This is a genomic window from Microvirga massiliensis, from assembly GCF_001006805.1.
Classification (GTDB): Bacteria; Pseudomonadota; Alphaproteobacteria; order Rhizobiales; family Beijerinckiaceae; genus Microvirga; species Microvirga massiliensis.
Genome location: NZ_LN811358.1, coordinates 164113 through 185377, shown reverse-complemented (window position 1 = coordinate 185377; position 21265 = coordinate 164113). Strand labels below are relative to the sequence as shown.

Genomic DNA, 21265 nt, shown 5'->3' with positions numbered 1-21265 from the left:
GGGCGTGCAGCCTGGATATCGTGAAAAGGAACCGCATGAACGACACCGCGGCGATCGAGCGCCTCAAGACCGAGACACCCGTCTGGTTCGCGGCCCTGCGGGACCGGATCTGCGCTGCCTTCGAAGCGATCGAGGACGAGGCGACCGGCCCATTCCCCGCCGAGGCGCGGGATCCCGGCCGCTTCGAGCGCAAGCCCTGGGATCGTCGCGACCACTCCGGGCAGCCCGGCGGCGGCGGCGTGATGTCGATGATGCGCGGGCGCATCTTCGAGAAGGTCGGCGTGCATGTCTCAACCGTTTATGGCGAGTTCGCACCCGAGTTCCGCGGACAGATTCCGGGTTCCGATGCCGATCCGCGTTTCTGGGCCTCGGGAATCTCGCTCATCGCCCATCCCTGGAACCCGAACGTGCCGACCGTGCACATGAACACCCGCTTCGTCGTGACCACGAAGGCATGGTTCGGCGGAGGCGCCGACCTCACGCCCGTTCTCGACGCGCGCCGGACGCAGGACGATCCCGATACGAGACTATTCCACGGCGCGATGCGCGGCGCCTGCGACCGGCATGCCTCCCACGCTCCTTATGACAAATACAAGGCGTGGTGCGATGAGTACTTCTTTCTCAAGCACCGCAACGAGCCGCGCGGCATCGGTGGAATTTTCTACGATTATCACTGGTCTGGAAGTCCCGACGACGATTTCACCTTCACGCGCGATGTCGGCGAGGCCTTCCTGGCCGTCTATCCGGAGATCGTACGCCGCAATGTCACGACGCCGTGGGGGCCAGCCGAACGCGAAGAGCAGCAGGTACGCCGCGGCAGATATGTCGAGTTCAACCTGCTCTACGACCGCGGGACAATCTTCGGGCTGAGGACGGGCGGCAACGTCGAATCCATCCTCTCGTCGATGCCACCGACGGTGCGCTGGCCGTGACACGCGACGATATTGATCCGACTGGCGACACAAACCGAGTTGAGACACGACTTTGGCTCGAAATTCAGCCCCTGGGCTGTCGCTCGACCGCTCGGAAGCTCGGGGATAAGTGGCTTTCAGAAATCTGTAGCGTGGTCGAATAACTCCATCCCATCTGCTGCACCCGTGAGTGGAGGGAGCCCGCAGCCCCGCTAAGGATTATCCGGAAGACGAGGCTGATGACGAATATCATCACCACCGAGTCAAGGGTCAAAGCCTTGGGAACTGGTGTTTCGAAGCTATCCGTTTTCGACGCGCCGACGAGATGGGGCGCAACGATGAATGCGACGGCAAGGACTCCAAGGGGCAAGGACTGCTCGACGACGAGCAAGGCCAACCCGATACCCGTCGCCACCGCGGCCGCGACCTACCAGATCTGACGCTGGTCGAGTTCAGCTGCAGGCATGGCCGGCAATTCGGGGGAAGTCCGACGCCGGGTGCGAAGGCAAACCCGGCACATCCCGGATTGCGCTCGTCAAATCGAGCGGAGCATCTCGCGTGATACGGCCCTCCGGGCGGCAACTGCGGTGTGCTGCGACCCGCCCGTGAATCTCGTCGTCTGAAGGCCAGGTCTTCGCGAGATAGATCAAGGAGCCGCAAGCGACTGGACCAGCGCCTCCTGGTGGCGGCTCCTGCTCGAGCGTGCGCCTCCTCTCACAAGCGTCAGGCTGTTGCCGGCCAGGGCTCAAGAGAGAAACACAAGGGACAAGGACCGGACGATCTTCCCATCGAGAAAACGGCCCGCCGTTCCCGCTGAATGGGTCTACCTCCTCAACTCAACGGCAAACCCGAACCCGGCGGAGATAGGTGTATCCTGAGGCGGTCATGACACGGCGAGGCGCGACGTAGCAGCGAGGAGCCGTGCGGGCAGCAGCATTCGCCAGAATGGCGCCCAGGGCCATTCCACCGATCAGACCCGCCGCAAGTGCCGGACCGGAGTTGGAGTGCCGCTTGCGATAATAGTAGCCGGGATAATAGCCATAGCCTCCATAGTATGCCGGGCCAGGGCCATAGCCGCCGTAGTACCCTGGATCGTAACCGCCATTCCCATAGCCGTACCCAGGATAGCCGTACGGTCCGCCGTATCCGGCACTATAGTAGCCAGGGTAGCCGCCGTAATCGGCGTGATAGGCCGGAGCGAAGGAGCCGCGGGGACCATACCAGCCGATCCCGTATGGGCCCGCGACCATCCCATTGCGCCAAGTTCCGGTGCTCATCCCGGCTTCCGCGAGGGTCGGAGGCAAGCCAAAGCTCGCGCAGGTGAGAACTGCCAGTGCGATATTTGCGAACTTGGAAGCCATGATCCCCTCCTGGGATCGTTGACGTCAGCATACCATCGAATGGGGGCACCTATTCGGGAGCGAGTTCTGCTCCGCCCTCGTCTGGAACGTCAGCCGGTGACAGCGTTGGATCCACCGGGTTGGGATAGACCTCCTGTGGAGGTGAATGCGTCCACGGCTCTCCGGCGGATGCCAGACCTGTCGGACCGCAATCGCGAGCGCGTGTCAGACGCTCCTCGCCCCAGGCGTTCGTGCGCCGTTCGACAAAGGTTCGGCATCGCTCGCTCTGGATGCCGTTCGCAGGGTCGGAGTAGAGACTGTGCTCATAGACGCGCTCGGTCCCGCCATAGCGGTCGTGCTGAAATTCGCTGTATGAGACCTCGGTGCCTGCAACGCACCCGGCGAGCGCCGTTGCGAGCGTTAGCAGGACTGCGGGCGAGCTCAGTCGATTGGACCAGCTCAACATAGGAGCCTCCTGTATTGCCTGGAGATGCCGGTCAGCATCGTCCAGCAATGACTGGCAGGATCAGGCAGCACCATTGAACCAGGCATGAACAGATTCCCGCTTTCTGGCCGTAATCTATGGCCTGAATAGCGGACCTTCTTTTTCAAGAAGCATCGCGACTCTATAGAGTCGAGGTAGTGTGGAAGTCCGCATCAAGTGCGCCGCCCTCTGAGCACGCCCCCAACATGGAAGGCTCGGCGGGGCGCTCGGCTTTGGCAGCATCGCCAGAGCGACTGTCCGGGCGGAAGCTCCGCGGTCGAGAACGAGCTGAAGTTCTACCTCAACCGCCTCTCCCGCCGGGACACTCCTTCGGCGGCTCCATCATCAAGGACTCGTTATCAATTGATCTGTGACGGTGAGGCCGAGCGGTTCATCTGCAATCGGCCCCAGAGGTCCCTCGCTGAGCAATCAGATCAATTGTCCAGGTTAGAAGCCGATCCCCAGGCCTCCAAGGCCAATGCCGATGCCCAGTCTCGGGCGATGATGGCCGAATGGTGCTGTTAATACAGGAGCATGGTACTGTACCTGAACCTGAGGCTCCGGCTGAGGGGCTGGACGGTACTGCATCTGTGCCTGAGACTCCGACTGAGCTGCTCGAGACACCGTGCGTACTTCTTTCTTCCGCGTGGGCGGCGCAACACGCACCGCTGGGCGTACACTGCGCGGCGAGGATTGCTCATCCGGGGTGTTCTTCACCGTCTGAGACTTCGGGTTTCGAACTGGCCTAACGCCTCGCTGGTCCTTAGCTCTGCTCTTCTCATCGGCCGTGTTCTGTGCTTTCGGCAGGTCAGTGGGCCTCGAGGAAACATTGCTCAGATTTGACGTCGAGAGAGCTGCGATGCGTTCGTCCGCAAGGGCTGCAAAGCGGCCCTCGCTGCCGAACTCCCGCTTGTAGGCCTCAAAAGCAGCCTTGGTCCCGATGCGTTCCGCCGACTGCCAGAACGAAAGGTCAGTGTCTGACTCGTTCTTGTAATTTTCAGATTTGACTTCAGCTGCTAAGCTTGAAGGTGGTGAACTCGGGGTTGGTACTAAGACTATCTCGCCTGTCAGGGACGAGTTCTCCCATGGAACCTGCTTCCCGCCTGTCGCCGCTATGACGTCGTTCCGGACGCGCGAGAGCATGGCTCGGATCTCGAGCCCAGGCGTCTTCAGGTGCTTGAGCAAGGCCTGCGTAAAAGGACTATTCCGACCACTGCCGTCCAAAGCGATGTTGTTGGGCTGCGTCGCGAATGCGATGAGCGAGCCGACGCTGCTATCCTGTTGCGCAAGGCCTCGGCTGGAAATCGAGCGACCACCTGAAAGAAGGGAGTTCGCAAACGGATTGTCTCGACAGGCGTCGAGAAAAATCAGATTGACGCGCTTCTCGGCCCCCATCTCCTCCATGATTGTACCGACGTCGATTGTGTCGAGTTTGACGTCACTTGTCGTCTCAACCTTCACATCGGTCGGCAGGAGGTAGTTGTTGCCTCCGATTTGCACTCCGTGCCCCGCATAGAAGAAAAGGGCAATATCAGAGCCCGGAAGGTTGCGCGAGAAGCGGCGAACAGCATCTGCCATCCCGCGTCTGTCCAAGTCGCGCCCCTCCACCACATCAAAGCCAAGGTTGCGCAAGGCGACCGCGATGTCTTCAGCGTCGTTGCGCGGATTCGGCAGAGTGGGGACGCTTGTGTAGCTGCTATTGCCGATGACGAGCGCAACCCGGTTAGCGGCATTCGCGGTCGACGCGCCGGCCAGCAGCAACCCTGCCATGATAGCCCAAAGTGCCCGGACGCTCATATCCGTTCCCTCCTCACGAGAGATTACGCTATCACCACGCTCTACTTAGCGTGTACGAGCCCTTCCCGCTGTGTGAGATGTCACACTCACGAGCGTGGGAACTCCGCCAGCCTGCTCTAAGCTGAGCCTGTAGCCGATATCTCCAGCCCGCCAAGGAGGACCACTGATCGCGAACAGGAGCAACGGGCATGTGGAGCGCCGGATCTGGGTGAGCTGACGGAGGTGAAGAATTGCACGGCGACAAAATCGCCTGACGCGAAGACGGCGGCATCGTCTTCATTCGTTGGCTCGAGTTCACGACCAGAGCCTACCAGGCCCGATGGGCCACTGCCGCTATGCCGCGGCAATTGGCGCCAGTGCTGGCTTATCGCCGCTTCAAGATCTCAAAATCGCGTTACTCTCCTGCAGCGAATGTTCGGCCTCGGCTACCCTGTTTGACAGTCAACACGATCTTGCCGAGGGCTGCACGCAAGTGTGAGGCCAACCACATCAAGTTGGACATCACAGGACTAGACTGGCGCGCATCAGCACTCTGAGAGGATGCCCTCGGAAAGCCGCGCTCAAGAGGATGTCTCATGGCGATGCATTCCCGGCATTGATGTTGCGAGAGGTTGGCCTATGGACTGGCGCTTCTCCGCGGCCGTGACGGCTTGCGGTGTATCTCTCGCGATCATTGTTGCCGCGGTTGCGCTCGCCTCCCTTGGCAATACTTCAGGTGATCTCAGGGAGGCACCTCCAAGAGTTCCGCTCCTCGTGGAAAGTCGAGCTGCCAATATCGCCGCACTGGAAGCCGCACCGGAATCCCAGACCAATACCGCTTTGTCAGGAGCATTCTCCTCCGACGCTTCGATAGCCGTAGCCTCCGGTCCGGCTGGGAGTGCGGCATCGTCCTACGTACCCCTAACTCCTATCGTCCCTGCACCTGCTTCGAAGGGCATTACCGAAGTCATACGCAATCGTCTTGGCCATACACCAGAGAGGCCATTCACTGAGCCAGCGCCGAAATCCAACCTTGCAGCGCTTCCCACGAGAGAACCTGAGGTGAGCACTCTGGCTCGATCGAGGCCACTTCCTGCTCAAGGGATGGCACCTTCTCCCGGACGCCCACCGCCGGATCGACGCTACGAAGGCGTATTCACGGACTCGGAGATCGGACGCATGAGGATAGCCCTTCGACTTACTCCCGACCAAGTGCGATACTGGCCTCCCGTCGAAGCGCTGCTGCGCGAGATTGGCGCGCAGCAGATCGCCCTCGTTCAAGCTGGACGACAAGCTAAAGAAGCTTTTGGGATAGGGATCTCGATGCGCATGTATTCGGCCGCACGCCCCCTATTGGGCTTGCTGCGAGAGGATCAGAAGGCCGAAATCAGAAGGCGTGCTCGGGCAATGGGCTTTGAGCAGGTTGCTTCTTCGATCTGAGGTTTGATTTGGAGGCTTCGCATCAATCCGCCATATTGCGGCACACTCTAAAGCTTACCGGCTCGGCAGCGACGTCCGCTCTCGGATGAGTGATCTTCTGGGTAATAAACTTGGCCGGCGTGTCGGACAGAACGCCGATGCAAGGCGAGATCAGCTGGCCCGATCAGTTCCGGAACTGCGCAGCTTCGACGCCCCCTCGATTGCTTCTCCGGTTGAAGGAGGATGACTGCTGGTCTTGTGCGGTCGCTCACAGACCACTGTCCTGCCTCGCGCAATGGTGGATCATCGAAGGATGAATCCCATGGCACAGCACATCATGCCGTTCACGTTAGGGGTGATTGGACCTCTCATCCTGGTGAGCTGGCTCGTCCTCCATTGATCAAGACGGCCCGGGAACTGAGCGCCCCGGGCCTTACCTGATCCACAACGAGCCAATCTCGGTCATAGATTGGACCTGGGGATCGTCCGCTTTCCATGTCCTCCGGCGGATCGTTTTGAAGTTCACCTGTGATCAAGACAAACTTCGAATCGGCCGCTGTCATCTCTGCCTTGCGAAACCTCCCGAGCAGTCGAAGAGGTCGAGCTTCCTCCGGTTCAATTACTTACCGGGCAATTGGTGGTCATTGCTACCGAATGCCGTTTTAATTGTTGATTGCGATGTTCCCACCGTCACTTGCGTGCGTGAGGCTGCCGCGCCATGCTTCAGGACGAGTGCCTCAATCCGCACTTGGCAGACGCCGCATCGTGAATTCGATAGCGTCACCATCGAGCACGCGCCAGCTTTCGACCTCGGTCATGTAGGCAGCTTTGGGATAGCGCTCGAACCATTCGCGCGCGGTGCGCTGCGCTTCCGCCCGAGGAAGACGATAGGTCTGGCGCCGCCAACCATCGGACCGCGTGGTCCCTCCGGCACGCTCGTCTGCACGCCGGGCCGCGATGCGGCGGGCGAGATCGGCCGGTGTTTCAGGCGTGCGCGGCATTGAGCATCTCGGAGCCCTGACACGATCGGCACCAGAGTAGAGCAGGCGCGCCCTTAAAGCGAGTCGATTCGAGAATCGGGCTCGGCGAGCGCAAGCGCGAGGAGGCTCGACTTGACCTCCTCTCCGGTCGGGCAGCCCTCTGCGAGCCAAGCCTGCCGCGCACGCTCGAGCCGCTTGCCGATGTCCGGTCCTTTCGCGATGCCGGCCGCAACGAGATCGGCACCGCGGAGCGGAAAGAGCGGAAGAGGCTCGCGCCCGTTTCGCAAGTCGTCGAAGGCGCGTCGCGCCTGCTCGGACAAGGCCGGACGCGGCTCGCCGGCAACAGCGAAAAGTGTATCCGTGACAGTCTCGAGGCCAGCCTCGGCGACGAGGCTCCGCATGGCTCGCTCGTCGAGTTCGTCGCGCATGTCCTTGAGGCGGGTGACGAGGGCCGCAAAGGCTGTAAGCCTGCGGTATTCCTCGTTCGAAAGACGCAGCCGCTCCCGAAGACGCTCCGCATCTTCCGTCACATGAATTGCAAGCGCTGCGAGGCGCCGCACCGGATCCGCCGCAAGGCCACGCTCCAAGTCGCGGACCCGGATGAAGCGCCCCTCGTTCGTGACGCCTCCGAGAAGCAGCAGCAGGAATCCGTGGTCGGATAGGACGCGCAACGTCTCGGCAGCCCTTTCCGCGACGAGCAGCTTCATGATCTCAGCGCGCACGCGTTCCGCGGACAGGCGAAGAAGTCCACGCCTTTCAATAACGGCGGCATGTAGGCCGACGGGGTCCGGCTCGCCCATCGCGTATTCGGCATGGAAGCGGAAGAAGCGCAGGATGCGAAGATAGTCCTCACGAATCCGCGTTATCGCGTCTCCGATGAATCTGACGCGCCGTTCCCTGAGATCGGCAACGCCGCCGACGATATCGTGCAGCGTCCCGTCGAGCGAGACAGAAAGCGCATTGATCGTAAAGTCGCGGCGGCGTGCATCCCTGGCGAAATCGCGCCCGAATCGCACGACGGCGTGACGACCGTCGGTCTCGACGTCTTCGCGAAGCGTCGTGACTTCAAAGGGCTCTCCGTCGACGATCACCGTGATCGTTCCATGCTCGATTCCGGTAGGAACGGCCTTGAGGCCCGCGGCCGTAGCGCGTGCCGTGACGGTTTCGGGCAGCGCGGTCCCGGCGAGATCCACCTCGTGCACGGGCTTCCCGACCAGGGCGTTGCGGATAGCGCCGCCGACGATGCGGGTTTCCTCACCGTCTCCGTTCAAGACTTCGAGCAGATGCTTCAGGTTCGGTCGCGTGAGAAGTTCAGCGATCGCTGTCCTGTCGAGGAATTCCATCATTGGAACTGCCCCGGCACGACACGTCCGTTCTCCACATGGGTCGGCGTGAACGCTCCGGTTTTCCGCTCTGCCGTCAGTCCCGTATAGAGCAGGGCCACGATCACGCAGCCGAGGCCGGCTAGGACGAGCCACCCGATCTTGTCGTTCCAGGCTGCAAAAGCAAGGGGATTGCGACGTCGCACGACGAGATACAGGCCGAAGACGACAAAGGGCAGAAGGAAGAGAATAAGCTCACTGAAAAGCGCACGAGTCATGACGTGCCAATCATCTCACGGACGCCGTGCACCAGCCCGGCCGCAGTGTTCCGGATGCAGAGCATCGCATGAATCATGGCTCGCCGATGGTCTCGTAAAGATTCCGCACGATGCCTGCCGTGACGCCCCAGATGTACCGATCGCCGAACACGATCGCATAATAGCGTCGCTGCATGCCGCGCAATTCGCGCGTGTGGAGCTCGTGGCGCCGCGGATCCATCAGGAATGCGAGCGGAACCTCGAAGGTGTCTGCGACCTCGTTCGGATTGAGGTGAAGCGTGTATCCCGGGGAGACGAGTCCGACTACCGGCATCACGAGATAGTTCGTCGAGGACAGATACGGGTCGAGATATCCGAGCGGTCGAATGAAGCGGCGATCGAGCCCGATCTCCTCCTCGGCCTCCCGATAGGCGGCGGCGAGCACGCTTCCGTCCTCCGGATCGACCCGGCCACCCGGGAAGGCGATCTGGCCGGCATGGTGGCGCAGCCCGGAGGCGCGCTCGGTCAGCAGGACCGTGGGCCCGGTATCGCGGGCAACGATCGGCACCAGCACGGCAGCGTCCTTTGCGTCGTCTGGAACCGTGAGGACGTGGTTCTGCAGGGTGTGGTCACCGCGCGGATTGACGAGTACCTCGGAGCGTCGCGCCGGAGCCGGGCGGAGGCGCTCCACGGCGCGCTCTAGGAAGCGATCGACGACGACCGTCACGGCCGATCACCGGTGTCGGCCCGGCCTATCGGGAAAAATTGCCTTGCTGCGCTCACGCCGAACACCACTCCATCCTGGGTTTCGCGCTCCTCTCCGAGTTCGATGAGGTCGAGAGCCAGCGACCGGGTCAGCCGGGCCCAGAGGCCGCCACGCACCCTCACGGCCGGGCGCACGCCGCCTCGCTCGTCCGAGTCGAAGCGTAGCGGATTCTCGCGCGACACCGCAACGACATCGTCCACGCTGGTCCGGAAGGCGATCTGACGATCGCCGGCTGATCCTTCGACGGCCATCTCGACGGCCGTGAACGGCAAGTCATCGACGGTGATTCCGACCCGCTCCACCGGCGTAACGAGCACATAGCGTTCCGGATCCTTTCTGAGGATTGACGAGAACAGGCGAACGAGCGCGGGCCGGGCAATCGGCGTGCCCATGTAGTGCCAGGAGCCGTCGGCAGCGATGCGCAGGTCGATCTCACCGCAAAAGGCTGGATTCCACTTGTCCACCGGCGGAGGGCCGCGCCGGGCAGGCTCCTTGTCGATCGCCTCGAGAAGCCTGCCGAGAGCCCCTTCGGGCCTGTCGCCGGAAGTCGCATTTTCGTCGGTCGTCATGGCGTATGCTCCACGGGCGGAGAAGCATGGTGCCCGGGAGCCTCTTCGGGTGTAGACTCGAACGAAAGGCCGAGATCCGTCATAACCTCTTCGGGTGCAGCCTCGGAGGCAGAGTCGAGATCCGTCATGACAAGTGCGTGAGCGTGGAAGGAGGAGGGCAGGCTCGACGGTGCAATATCCGCCGCTACCTTTTAGCATAGAACGTCCCGGGAACTCCTCCAGGGACAAACGTATTGCGGCCGATCGACCCGCTTGCATAGGCAACTCGACTGGACGCACATAGGTGGCGGGGCAGGCCGGGCGATTAGGAGATCCTTATGACAGCCAGCATCGCGCAGGCGCCCACCACAATCGATGATGCGATCGTCCACAACGCGGAAGCGACTCTCGAGATCCTGGGCCAGGCGCGCGAGGCCATTCATTCTGTCATCTTCGGCCAGGAGCAGGTCGTCGACCTGACGCTCGTGACGCTCTTGTCGAGCGGACATGGGCTTCTGATCGGCGTCCCCGGTCTGGCAAAGACGAAACTGGTCGAAACGCTCGGAATCGTGCTCGGACTCGATGCGAGACGCGTTCAGTTCACGCCGGATCTGATGCCGTCGGACATACTGGGATCGGAGATCCTCGACGAGGGTGTGGATCGCAGGCGGTCGTTCCGGTTCGTGCGGGGGCCGATCTTCGCGCAGCTTCTGATGGCCGACGAGATCAACCGCGCGAGCCCCCGCACCCAATCCGCCCTGCTCCAGGCCATGCAGGAGCACCATGTCTCGGTCGGCGGCGAGCGGCACGATCTCCCCCGGCCATTCCACGTCCTCGCGACACAGAATCCGATCGAGCAGGAAGGCACCTATCCCTTGCCGGAGGCGCAACTCGACCGCTTTCTGCTCGAGATCGACGTCACCTATCCGAGCCGGGATGCCGAGCGGCGAATCCTGATCGAGACGACCGGCGCGGAGGAGCGCCAGCCCGCCGCCATCATGACCGCCGAAGCACTGACGAACGCGCAGCGCCTCGTCCGTCGGCTTCCGGTCGGGGAGAGCGTCGTGGAGGCGATTCTCGACCTCGTCCGATCCGCTCGCCCGGGCAGCGAGGGCGATGCATCGGTAGCCGACAAGCTGCTGTGGGGTCCCGGACCGCGGGCGAGTCAGGCCTTGATGCTTGCCGTCAGGGCCCGGGCGCTGATCGAAGGTCGTGTCGCCCCCTCGATCGCGGATGTCGTCGCGCTCGCGGAGCCGGTACTGAAGCACCGGATGGCCCTCACCTTCGCGGCGCGGGCCGACGGCGAGACCATTCCGGGCGTCATCGCACGACTGACCGAGCGCTTGCGGTCTTGAGGCGATCAACATGGCCCGCGTGACGGTCCTCCCCGAGGAGGCGCGCAGCCCCGGTCGGCGCGAGACCAACGACGCCCTCGCGCTCTCCAAGCGCATGCCGCGTCTCGTGCTGGAGGCGCGGCGGGTTGCAGCCACCCTCGCTCACGGGCTGCACGGGCGTCGTCGCGCCGGCACCGGGGAGAGCTTCTGGCAGTTTCGCCCGTTCGTCACCGGCGAAGCGGCACAGCGCATCGACTGGCGCAGATCGGCGCGCGACGACCGCCTTTACGTCCGCGAACGGGAATGGGAAACGGCCCATACGATCTGGCTCTGGGTCGATCGCTCGGCTTCCATGGGATACCGGTCCGACCTCGCTCAAACCTCGAAGATCGACCGCGCCCTGGTGCTCGGCCTCGCCCTCGGGGATACTTTCGTGGAAGGCGGAGAACGCGTCGGCGTGCTGGGGCTGATGCCTCCGCGGGCAACGCGCCAGATCGCTGAGAAGATCGCCGAATCCTTCGTCTCGGACCGATCGGCTCTCGAGGACGATCTTCCGCCCGCCGCCCCGATCGCCACGCTCGACGAGGCCATCCTGATCGGCGACTTTCTCTACCCGACGAACGAGATCGAGGAGGTCGTGAGGATCATTTCCTCACGCGGGTCCCGCGGCCACCTCGTCATGATCGTCGATCCCGTGGAAGAAACCTTCCCCTTCCAGGGGCAGGCAGTCCTGCATGACCTCGAGGCCGGGCTCAGGCTGCGGGTCGGCGATGCCGGCGCATGGGGGGGCGCCTATCGGGATCGCATGGCGCGCCACCGGGGCGCGCTTGCCGAGCTGGCGCGCAATCGGGGCTGGACCCTGACGATCCACCGGACCGACCGGCCAGCAAGTGAGGCCGCTCTGCGCATCCTCACTCTCGTCACGACGTCGCGCGGCTCGAAGCTCGGAGGACGCTGATCCATGCTCGGATTGCCCCTCACCTTTGCGGCTCCGCTGGTCCTTGCCGCTCTTGCAGCCCTGCCGGCCATCTGGCTCCTGCTGCGCGTGACACCGCCGCAGCCGAGGAGGATCGATTTCCCGCCGCTGCGGATCCTGGCGGATCTTCGCCCGGAGCGAGAGACGCCCGCGCGCACGCCCTTGTGGCTCCTGATCCTGCGCATGGTGCTTGCCGCGCTCCTGATCCTGGCGGCCTCGGGCCCAATCTGGAATCCCGGCGTCGCCGAATCGGGCCGCGGCCCAGTGCTCGTCCTGGTCGACAACGGCTTCTCGGCTGCTCACGACTGGCGTGAGCGCATCGCGCTCGCAATCGAGCGGATCGAGGCCGCCGGGCGCGACGGCCGTCCGGCTGCCGTGGCCGGGCTCGCCGAGAGTCCGTCCGGCCTCGAGGCCGCGGCACCAGCAGGCGTGCTCGAACGTGCCCGCTCGCTGCGCCCCCTTCCCCATCTCCCCGATCGTCGTGCCCATCTCGAAGCGATCGCCGGCTTCATGAAAGCCAATCCCGACGCGGAGATCGTCTGGATCAGCGACGGCGTCGGCGGCGCCGACGACCAAGTCTTCGTTGATGAGCTTGCACGCATCGCCGGCGACCGTCCCGTGGCGATTTTCAAGACGGAGCGAGCTCAGGCTCTCGCGCTCGCTGGAACCGAGAATGCAGGCGGAAGGTTGCAGGTGCGGGTCGTTCGCGCCGAGCCCAACGGACGCAATCAGGGCGTCGTCCGGGCCGTCGACCTGAAGAACCTCCCCTTGGCGGAAGGGCGGTTCGCCTTCGAGAGCAACGCCGTGGATACGTCGGCCACCTTCGATCTTCCGATCGAAATCCGCAACGCGATCGCCCGAATCGAGATCCTCGGCGAAGGCTCCGCGGGAGCCGTGACTCTTCTGGACGATCAGAGCCGCCGGCGTCGGGTCGGTCTCGTATTCGGCGGCACGGCCGATCAGGCACAGCCGCTTCTCGCACCCACCTATTACATCGCCCGGGCGCTGGCTCCCTATTCGGAGATCCGTGAAGGCCACGGCGGCGTAGCCGAAGCGGTCAATCAGCTCATCGATGAACAGGTTTCGATTCTCGTCCTCGCTGATGTCGGCGGCATGGATCGGGAAACGACGGAACGGGTCGCCTCCTTCGTCGAGCGTGGTGGTCTGCTCCTCCGCTTCGCGGGGACGAGACTGGCGGCCGGCAACGACGAACTCGTGCCCGTGCATTTGCGGCGCGGAGGGCGCAACATCGGTGGAACGCTCTCCTGGGATACGCCGAAAACCTTCGCGCCGTTCACCCGCGAGAGCCCCTTCTTCGGGCTGCCGGTCCCGACCGAGATCGGCATTCGCCGGCAGATCCTGGCCGAGCCGGACAGCGAGCTGTCGCAGAAGACCTGGGCCTCGCTCGAGGACGGAACGCCGATCGTGACCGCGGACCGGCGTGGCAACGGACTCATCGTGCTGTTCCACGTCACGGCCGACACGACCTGGTCGAACCTGCCGCTGTCGGGACTCTTCGTCGACATGCTGCGGCGGGTGACGGCTCTTGCCGGCAGCCCGAACGATGTCGGAGCGGAGGGACGCAATGCGGAAACCGAAACCGTTGCGCCACGACTGACCCTCGACGGCTTCGGCTCCTTCGTTTCGCCTCCCCCGCAGGCCCGTGCGGTTCCGCGCAGCTACGCCGAGCGCGCTACCGGCGAGCATCCTCCCGGCTTCTACGGCCCGCTGGACTCGAGCCTTGCCGTAAATGCGCTCCTTCCATCGGACCGCATTGCCCCTCTGAATTACGATGCCCTGAACGCCAGGGTCCAATCGCTCGCCGGCGCGCGCACCGTCGATTTGCGAGCGCCCTTACTTGCAGCCGCACTGCTGCTGCTCATGATCGATACGCTCGCGTCGCTCTGGCTGAGCGGACATCTCGCAAATGCTTTCGGCCGGCTCAGGCGCGCCGGAGCTGCCGGCACGATCGTCCTGGCCGCTCTGGCGGTCGCACAACCGGTACCCGCACGTGCCCAGAACCAGCCATCGCCTCTGCCCCCCATTGCTCCCGGGAGCTTCGATGCGGCTCTCGTGACACGCCTCGCCTTCGTGATGACCGGAGACAGCCAGGTCGATTTGACGAGCCGGAATGGGCTGCAGGGACTTACGCAGATCCTGGCCGGCCGGACCGCCCTCGAGCCGGGCGAGCCGGTGGGAGTCGATCCGGCCCGCGATGAGCTTGCCTTCTTTCCCTTGCTGTACTGGCCGGTCGTCGCGAACCGGCCACTCCCGAGCGAGGCGGCAATCCGGCGTCTCGACGCATTCATGAAGGGCGGCGGCACCGTGATTTTCGACACCCGCGACGCGCTCTCGAGCCGCTCCGGCAACGTGACGCCGGAGGGCGAGCATTTGCGCCGGATGCTGGCGACGCTCGACATTCCGGAACTCGAGCCGGTTCCTCCCGACCACGTCCTGACCAAGACCTTCTACATCCTGGACACGTTTCCGGGGCGCTACAGTTCCGGGCAGACCTGGGTAGAAGCCCTGCCGCCCGAGACGGCGGACGAGGTCGGCCGCCCCGCCCGTTCAGGAGATGGGGTCTCGCCGATCATCATCACGGGCAACGATCTTGCAGCCGCCTGGGCGATCGGACGCCGCGGAGAAGCGCTCTATCCGCTGGTCGGCTCGGATCCGCGCCAGCGCGAATTCGCTTTCCGCGCCGGCGTGAACATCGTGATGTATGCGCTCACGGGGAACTACAAGGCAGACCAGGTCCATGTCCCGGCGCTGCTGGAGCGTCTCGGACAGTGATGGATGACCTCGGCTCAAGGGAAACGCCGCCCGGGATCCACATGATCCGGAGACCTGATTGGCGCGGGAGCCTCGGAGCTCCCGGCAGGAGAACACGGGATTGCTTTCGGTAAACTTCTCACCGCTCGTGCCCGCGTTCGTGCTCTGGGCCGGCGCGGCGCTCGTCACCCTGCTGGCGGTCTTCGCACTCATCTCGCGCGGGCCGATTGCGATTCTACGGGCCGTCGCCCTGGCACTCGTGCTCCTCGCCCTCGCGAACCCGTCACTGGTTCAGGAGGAGCGCGAAAAGGTCAAGGATATCGTCGCCGTCGTCGTCGATCACTCCGGCTCGCAGCACCTGGGTGACCGCACCGCCATGACGGATGCGGTTCGTACCGAGTTGCAACGGCGTCTCGGCTCGATGGCCGAGGTGGAGCCGCGCTTCATCGATGTCCCGGATGGAGAGAACGACGACGGCACCCGTCTTTTCGCAGCCACCTCGAACGGGCTCGCGGACGTGCCCCCGGATCGGCTCGCGGGCGTAATCATGGTGACGGACGGCGTCGTGCACGACATTCCTCCGTCGCTGGAAAGCCTCGGATTCCGCGCGCCTCTGCATGCCCTGATCACCGGCCACCCGAATGAGCGCGACAGGCAGATCAAGCTCATCGAGGCGCCCCGTTTCGGCATCGTCGGCCGCGATCAGACGATCCGGGCCGAGGTGCTCGAACGCGGCGGCACCGGCTCGACCGAGGTAACGGTCCGCCGGGACGGCCAGATCCTCCTGCGCCAGCAGGTGCGGACCGGAGTCCCGTTCTCCGTTCAGGTGAGGATCGATCACGGCGGGCCGAACGTCGTCGAGATCGAGACGGCGGGGCTCCCGAACGAGCTCACAATGGCGAACAACCGTGCCGTTATCACGGTCGAAGGAATCCGCGAGAAGCTGCGCGTTCTCCTCGTCTCGGGCGAGCCCCATGCGGGCGAGCGGACCTGGCGCAATCTTCTGAAGTCCGACGCCAATGTCGACCTCGTCCATTTCACGATCCTGCGGCCGCCGGAAAAGCAGGACGGCACGCCGATCAACGAACTCTCCCTGATTGCCTTTCCAACGCGGGAACTCTTCCAGCAGAAGATCAAGGAATTCGACCTGATCATCTTCGACCGCTACGCCAACCAGAGCGTTTTGCCGTCGACCTATTTCGACAACATCGTCCGCTATGTCCGGGAGGGCGGAGCCGTCCTCGTGGCCGCCGGACCTGAATTTGCCGGACCGGCGAGCCTCGCGCGAACCCGGCTGTCGCCGATCATTCCGGGCAACCCGGACGGGCGCATCGTCGAGGAGCCTTACAAAGCCCTGATCACCAACAGCGGCGCTCGCCATCCAGTGACGCGCGAGCTGCCGGGTTCGGAAACAACCCCGCCGAGTTGGGGTGAATGGCTCAGGATCGTGGGCGCACAGGTTCCGACGGGCGCAGCGCTCATGTCGGGCGCCGCCGACATGCCCCTTCTCGTGCTTCGTCGCGAGGAGAAGGGCCGTGTCGCGCTCCTCCTGTCCGACCATGCCTGGCTCTGGGCGCGCGGTTACCGCGAAGGCGGCCCCCATCTCGATCTGCTGCGCAGGCTTGCCCATTGGCTCATGAAGGAGCCGGCCCTCGAAGAAGAGGCCCTGCGCGCGACGGCAGCCGGCCGGGAGATCCGGATCGAGCGTCAGACCATGAAGGATACCGCCGATCCCGTGATCCTCACGACGCCCGGCGGAGCCGAGCGGAATGTCGAGCTCACCGAGGAGCGTCCAGGGCTGTTTACGGCGCGTGTCGAGAGCCGCGAGCTCGGGCTGCACACGCTGCGCTCGGGCGATCTGGTCTCCTTCGTGAGCATCGGGCCTGCCAATCCGCGGGAGCTCATGGACGTGTTCAGCAACACCGAGCAGCTCCTGCCGATCGCCCAGTCGACGGGCGGCTCGGTCCGCCGCGTGGCAGAAGGCGGCACGGGCGACGACGTCACCGTGCCGCGCATCCTGTCGGTGCGTTCGGGATCGCGCTTCGCGGGTGGCGACTGGATCGGCATCCGCCCGAGCGAAAGCGCGATCGTGCGCGGGATCTCGATTTTCCCTCTGGCCCTCGGCCTCCTCGGCCTTGCGCTTCTCGTCGGCGCGACGCTCGCGGCCTGGGTCGCCGAAGGTCGGCGGCAGTCGTCCTGAGCGAGAGTGATCAGCCGACCCGCTTCGGAAGGACCGGCCCCCGCGCACGGGCGAGGACTCCCTTGTCCATTTCGAGGGCCAGGAGCCGGTCCGGGTTCACGGGCCCCGGAAGCTCGAGCTGGCGCGGCGGCACCCGGACGAATCCGAAGCGCGCGTAATAAGGCAGGTCGCCGACGAGGAGGACGAGCCCGTGTCCCTCCTCGCGCGCAGCATCGATGGAGCGCCGCATTAGCGCGGCACCGATGCCACGGCTCTCGAAAGCCGGATCGACCGTCAGGGGACCGAGCATGAGCCCCTCCACATCGCCCGCGGTAATGGGGCTCATCCGGACGGATCCAACGATCAGGGTGCCGACGAGCGCGGTGAAGGAGAGGTTCGCGAGGTGAGGAGCACCTTCGCGAAGCCTAAACGCCGTGCGCGCGAAGCGGCCGGGACCGAAGGCGCGCTCGTGCAGGCGCTCGATGGCCTGGGCATCGATGGGAAGTTCAGGGCGGATAACGAGAGAAAGCTCGGTCACGGGTTGCAGACCTCTGCGGATGACTGATCGACGGCGGAGACGCTCAGCCGTGTCGTCGTCGCAGGATCCGGATGTCGACCATGGATTTTCTGTCTCGCTTGCGCCGCGCGCGGGCATATCAGCGCTGCGGGGCCCGTGCAAACGCTTCGGAGTAAAGCACTCGGGAGAGCCCTCGAGCCCTGCACTCCCCTCTACCAGTATGGGTCGGGTGCGTGCCGCCCCTCGAGCTTCAGCTCTTCCAGACGGCGGCGCGTTGCGGATGAGGTCCCTTCCGGAAGGCGATCGATCGGAAAGAATCCGGCTTCGGCGATCTCGCGATCGGGCTGCTTCTCGGCGATGACCCTGAAGTCGCGAATGACATACAGGGCCACGTGATCGCGCGGCGATGCATTGCGGTTGAAGTAGAAGCCGGCAAGAACTGGTATGCCGGCGAGTTCGATCCCGGCCTCCTCGCGCAGCTCCCGCGTCAACGCATCCAGTGCCGACTCGCCGGTCTCGATCCCGCCCCCGGGCAGATGCCAGCCGGGAACATAGGTGTGGCGGACGAGGAACACGCGGCCGTCGTCAATGACCGCTGCCCGGACCCCCAAGGTCATGCCGCGGCTGAACCGCCAATAGGTATGCAAGAGCCGCGCGATGGCGGCTCGGACCTGGACGGGCTTTTCGCTGGGAGGCTGGGCTGAAGAGGACATTTGACGCAAGGTCACGCTAATACGTCAAGATTACCGGAATATGAATCGAGACATGCATTCGGTGCATCGCTGACCCGGCGCATCTGCGCGTGACCTGTGCAGTAAGCGGAGCTATGAGAGGTCAACACAGGTGGCGTCATGTTTCTCTCGATCGTTCTCTCCGTCCTCCGCAGCCGTTCGTTCAGGTGGTCGCCGGCTCTCGATCTCACCGATCGCTCAGTCTACTCGACTCTGATCCCCGGCGCGCAGTACTGAGACACCAGCCTCGCGCCCGCCCCGCCCGACATCCGCTCGACATCTGCGTCCTCCTGCTCCGCGCATTGCGCCGGGCTGTTCTCGCTGATCGCTTTCGCTTCGCGGGCGATTGAGATGGGCGACCAAGCCATTTTGCATTGGCCTGAGAACCGGAACGAGCTTCACTGGATCGCGTCGAGCGATTCGGGGTTATGATCGAGCCACTCGCTCGGCCGTTTCCATGATCCGTCTCGCCCATCTCACCGATCCGCATGTCGGACCCCTGCCCCGTCCGCACTGGCGGCAGCTTCTCAGCAAGAGGCTGACGGGCTGGTTCAACTGGCACCGCTCCCGTGCCGTGCTCCACGACATGGGGCTGCTCGGCGAGCTGGTCATCGACATGCTGGAGCAGAAGCCGGACCACATCTTCTGCACGGGCGACGTGTGCAATATCGGCTTGCCCGAGGAGTGGCTGTCCTCCCACATCTTCCTGGAAGGGCTCGGCTCCCCCGAAGACGTCAGCTTCGTCCCCGGCAATCACGACGCCTATGTTCCCGGCGCGCTCGAAGGCCTCCTCAGGGAGATCACTCCCTATGTGCGGGGCGACGACGGCGTGGCCGGCTTTCCCTATCTCAGGCGCCGGGATGAGCTCGCGATCATCGGGCTCTCCTCGGCGATTCCCACGCTGCCCTTCGTGGCCAGCGGGCGGATCGGTTCGAAGCAGTTCCAGGCCGCGGAGGAGATGCTCGGGGATCTGGGACAGGATCGGGACTGCTTTCGCATCGTGCTGGTGCATCATCCGCCCCATCCCGGGGGAGCGCCCTCCGGCCGGAACCTGACCGATGCGAGCCGTTTTGCGGCGATGATCGCGCGCGTCGGCGCGGAACTCGTCCTTCACGGCCACAACCATGTGGGCTCCCTCGCCCACCTGCCCTCCCCACGCGGGCCCGTCCCGATCATCGGAGGTCCTTCGGCCTCGGCGAGGCCGGGTACCGTTCAGCACTGCGCAGGCTATCATCTCTACACACTGGGGCGCGACGAGACCGGCTTCTTGCTGACTGCGGAGCTGCGCGGGCCGCTGCTCGAAGGCGGGATCGGTGGCCTCGGCATGCTGTCGCTCGCACCGGCGCTTACGCAGCCTCAAGGCCGGGGGTAACGCCGGCAATCACCATTCGCGAGGGCCGAGCCCGGCGTAATCGGGATGCGCTCACGAACGGCCTCTCATGCGGCCTGCAGGCGTGATGCTCCCTCGAGGCGCTGTCTCAGCCATGCGGTCGCGGGGCGCTCAAATCCCCGGTAGATCATGACAGAGACGCCCGTCGTGATCACGAGGACGATCACGACATAGAGCCAACCGCCAATCATCCCGAAGAGCCCCAGTTGCGCGACCATCTCCCGGGTCGCGCGGATCACGAAGGGGTGCACGAGATAGAGCGCGTAAGAAGCGTCACCGAGCAGGACCCCGAAACGCCACATCGCATGCTGCGGCCGGCGCTCGTGGCCGAGGGAGACAGCCGCGACGAGGAGGGCTGCCGGAATGCCCCAGCCAATCCAGCGTGGGAGCATGCCGTTGCCAGTGAGGTCCTGAGCGAGCACCACCACGGCAAGAGCTGCGAGCACGCCTCTCAGGGGCAATGAAACTCGAATCCCTTCCGCCCTTGCCAAACCAAGCGCCAGGCCCAGGGCGAATTCTAGAATGATCGGATCCGTCCAGAAGCGGAATGGCTGTGGGAGATGAATCGCCGACCCGAGCACTGTCAGGAGCGACAGCATCGCGATCAGCCCCAGCACCGCGACTCGTCTCGGCAGAACGACGAATCCGGCGAACAGCGCGTAGAAGGCCATCTCGTAGTTCAGCGTCCAGCCGAGCGAATACACCGGCTGAGCGAGGCCGTCCGGGCGGTCGAAGGGGATGAACAGGTAAGAGGCGACGATCGGCCAGGCCGACAGCAGCTCGCTGTTCAGAAGCATCGGGGCCATTAATGCGATGAGCAGGTAGAGAGTCGTTGCCGCCCAGTAGATCGGCACGACGCGAGCAATCCGGCGCGAGAGGAAAGCGGTCGACGCTCCGGGCTCCGCGAACAATTTAGCCGAGGCATGCACCATGACGAAGCCCGAGATTACGAAAAACACGTCGACCCCTGCGGCCCACGGAATGGTCTCCAATGGCCTGAATGTTCCGCCGAAACGGGCGCTCAGGGGCGCTGCGTCGTGCTGAGCATGCAACACCGCAACGGCCATCGCCGCGAGGACGCGGAGAACCTGAATGGCGGCGAGTTTTGGCATGGCACCCCAGGGAGGACGACAGGTCTTAGCTGAAAGAGAGATCTGACGCGAGCATTCGGGGGACCGGTTGCTCTGCACCTGCCTCGGTAAAGCGAAGTCTGCGCGCGCCGCATCTCTGGCGTGACGTAAAGCAGGCGATCCAGCGCCGGGTGGATTCAACATCAGGGTTTCACAACTTGGTATCTGGCATACCAAATACCAACGTATTACCGCGCTTTTACGGTTGTGCTTTCCGAAGGCGCTGGCATATTGCACTCCAAATACCAGCGCCAGAACTGGGCCATTTCAACTTCACCTCCGACTTTCAAGTTCATCTTTAAGTGAGGAATCGCCAATGAAGTCAGCTGCCCCAGGGCAGACTCGGTCTGCTCCGCCGCATCCGCTTCGCAACCGCTGGGTTCAGCTTGCGGCCGGCATCGCCTGCATGGTCGCGGCCGCCAATGTGCAATAT

At 64.1% G+C, this 21265-nt stretch carries 19 protein-coding genes; 8 read left to right on the top strand and 11 right to left on the bottom strand.

Annotated elements, in window-relative coordinates; all coding sequences use genetic code 11:
• Positions 1 to 35: 35 nt before the first annotated feature.
• Together hemF and BN1233_RS47260 are read left to right on the top strand one after the other, a co-directional pair.
• Positions 36 to 932 carry an oxygen-dependent coproporphyrinogen oxidase gene (gene hemF / locus BN1233_RS25020; RefSeq protein ID WP_046866339.1) on the top strand — a complete coding sequence of 299 codons (897 nt, stop codon included), beginning with the start codon at positions 36 to 38 and terminating at the stop codon, positions 930 to 932.
• A gap of 218 nt (positions 933 to 1150) precedes the next feature.
• Positions 1151 to 1351 (top strand): hypothetical protein, encoded by a 201-nt coding sequence (locus BN1233_RS47260; protein WP_147707514.1) that lies wholly within the window; start codon positions 1151 to 1153, stop codon positions 1349 to 1351.
• A 396-nt stretch (positions 1352 to 1747) separates the two neighbouring features.
• On the opposite strand, the gene BN1233_RS47250 is transcribed toward BN1233_RS47260, so the two are convergent.
• The 3 genes from BN1233_RS47250 to BN1233_RS25000 all read right to left on the bottom strand — a co-directional run bounded on the left by BN1233_RS47250 (position 1748) and on the right by BN1233_RS25000 (position 4532).
• A complete protein-coding gene (locus BN1233_RS47250) occupies positions 1748 to 2272 on the bottom strand; it encodes a hypothetical protein (protein WP_063776644.1) in 525 nt (174 codons plus the stop codon).
• A gap of 49 nt (positions 2273 to 2321) precedes the next feature.
• Positions 2322 to 2717, bottom strand: a complete 396-nt coding sequence (locus BN1233_RS25005) for a hypothetical protein (protein ID WP_046866338.1) — start codon at positions 2715 to 2717, stop codon at positions 2322 to 2324.
• A 465-nt stretch (positions 2718 to 3182) separates the two neighbouring features.
• A complete protein-coding gene (locus BN1233_RS25000) occupies positions 3183 to 4532 on the bottom strand; it encodes a caspase family protein (protein WP_048708245.1) in 1350 nt (449 codons plus the stop codon).
• A 1158-nt stretch (positions 4533 to 5690) separates the two neighbouring features.
• Here BN1233_RS25000 and BN1233_RS24995 point away from each other — a divergent pair.
• The gene (locus BN1233_RS24995; RefSeq protein ID WP_048708248.1) at positions 5691 to 5951 is read left to right on the top strand and encodes a hypothetical protein; all 261 of its coding nucleotides are present in this window, start codon (positions 5691 to 5693) and stop codon (positions 5949 to 5951) included.
• Positions 5952 to 6667: 716 nt separating this feature from the next.
• On the opposite strand, the gene BN1233_RS24990 is transcribed toward BN1233_RS24995, so the two are convergent.
• The 5 genes from BN1233_RS24990 to BN1233_RS24970 form a co-directional block, all read right to left on the bottom strand.
• Positions 6668 to 6931: a hypothetical protein gene (locus tag BN1233_RS24990; protein ID WP_046866337.1), complete on the bottom strand. Its 264-nt coding sequence runs from the start codon at positions 6929 to 6931 to the stop codon at positions 6668 to 6670.
• A gap of 53 nt (positions 6932 to 6984) precedes the next feature.
• Positions 6985 to 8256 carry a CCA tRNA nucleotidyltransferase gene (locus BN1233_RS24985; protein WP_147707510.1) on the bottom strand — a complete coding sequence of 424 codons (1272 nt, stop codon included), beginning with the start codon at positions 8254 to 8256 and terminating at the stop codon, positions 6985 to 6987.
• The gene (locus BN1233_RS24980; protein ID WP_046866335.1) at positions 8253 to 8510 is read right to left on the bottom strand and encodes a DUF6111 family protein; all 258 of its coding nucleotides are present in this window, start codon (positions 8508 to 8510) and stop codon (positions 8253 to 8255) included. Before BN1233_RS24980 ends, BN1233_RS24985 begins: the two co-directional genes overlap by 4 nt.
• 73 nt (positions 8511 to 8583) lie before the next feature.
• Positions 8584 to 9216, bottom strand: coding sequence for a CoA pyrophosphatase (locus BN1233_RS24975; RefSeq protein ID WP_046866334.1), 633 nt, complete (start codon positions 9214 to 9216; stop codon positions 8584 to 8586).
• Positions 9213 to 9824 carry a DUF1285 domain-containing protein gene (locus tag BN1233_RS24970; RefSeq protein WP_046866333.1) on the bottom strand — a complete coding sequence of 204 codons (612 nt, stop codon included), beginning with the start codon at positions 9822 to 9824 and terminating at the stop codon, positions 9213 to 9215. The genes BN1233_RS24975 and BN1233_RS24970 overlap by 4 nt, the downstream gene beginning before the upstream one ends.
• Positions 9825 to 10141: 317 nt before the next feature.
• Between BN1233_RS24970 and BN1233_RS24965 the strand changes: the two genes are divergently transcribed.
• The 4 genes from BN1233_RS24965 to BN1233_RS24950 all read left to right on the top strand — a co-directional run bounded on the left by BN1233_RS24965 (position 10142) and on the right by BN1233_RS24950 (position 17085).
• Complete coding sequence (locus tag BN1233_RS24965) at positions 10142 to 11158, top strand: AAA family ATPase (protein WP_046866332.1); 1017 nt, start codon at positions 10142 to 10144, stop codon at positions 11156 to 11158.
• 10 nt (positions 11159 to 11168) lie between these two features.
• Positions 11169 to 12095: a DUF58 domain-containing protein gene (locus tag BN1233_RS24960; RefSeq protein WP_046866331.1), complete on the top strand. Its 927-nt coding sequence runs from the start codon at positions 11169 to 11171 to the stop codon at positions 12093 to 12095.
• Positions 12096 to 12098: 3 nt separating this feature from the next.
• Positions 12099 to 14906, top strand: coding sequence for a DUF4159 domain-containing protein (locus tag BN1233_RS24955; protein ID WP_046866330.1), 2808 nt, complete (start codon positions 12099 to 12101; stop codon positions 14904 to 14906).
• 100 nt (positions 14907 to 15006) lie between these two features.
• On the top strand, positions 15007 to 17085 hold the full coding sequence (locus tag BN1233_RS24950) for a membrane protein (protein WP_046866329.1): 2079 nt from the start codon (positions 15007 to 15009) through the stop codon (positions 17083 to 17085).
• A gap of 10 nt (positions 17086 to 17095) precedes the next feature.
• On the opposite strand, the gene BN1233_RS24945 is transcribed toward BN1233_RS24950, so the two are convergent.
• Both BN1233_RS24945 and BN1233_RS24940 read right to left on the bottom strand, forming a co-directional pair.
• Positions 17096 to 17602, bottom strand: a complete 507-nt coding sequence (locus BN1233_RS24945) for a GNAT family N-acetyltransferase (RefSeq protein WP_046866568.1) — start codon at positions 17600 to 17602, stop codon at positions 17096 to 17098.
• Positions 17603 to 17793: 191 nt separating this feature from the next.
• Complete coding sequence (locus BN1233_RS24940) at positions 17794 to 18294, bottom strand: NUDIX domain-containing protein (RefSeq protein ID WP_046866328.1); 501 nt, start codon at positions 18292 to 18294, stop codon at positions 17794 to 17796.
• Positions 18295 to 18769: 475 nt separating this feature from the next.
• Here BN1233_RS24940 and BN1233_RS24935 point away from each other — a divergent pair, with 475 nt between their 5' ends.
• Positions 18770 to 19684, top strand: coding sequence for a metallophosphoesterase family protein (locus tag BN1233_RS24935; RefSeq protein ID WP_046866327.1), 915 nt, complete (start codon positions 18770 to 18772; stop codon positions 19682 to 19684).
• A 65-nt stretch (positions 19685 to 19749) separates the two neighbouring features.
• Here the strand turns inward: BN1233_RS24935 and BN1233_RS24930 are convergent, their stop codons facing one another.
• On the bottom strand, positions 19750 to 20814 hold the full coding sequence (locus tag BN1233_RS24930; RefSeq protein ID WP_244470734.1) for an acyltransferase family protein: 1065 nt from the start codon (positions 20812 to 20814) through the stop codon (positions 19750 to 19752).
• Positions 20815 to 21265 lie beyond the last annotated feature (451 nt).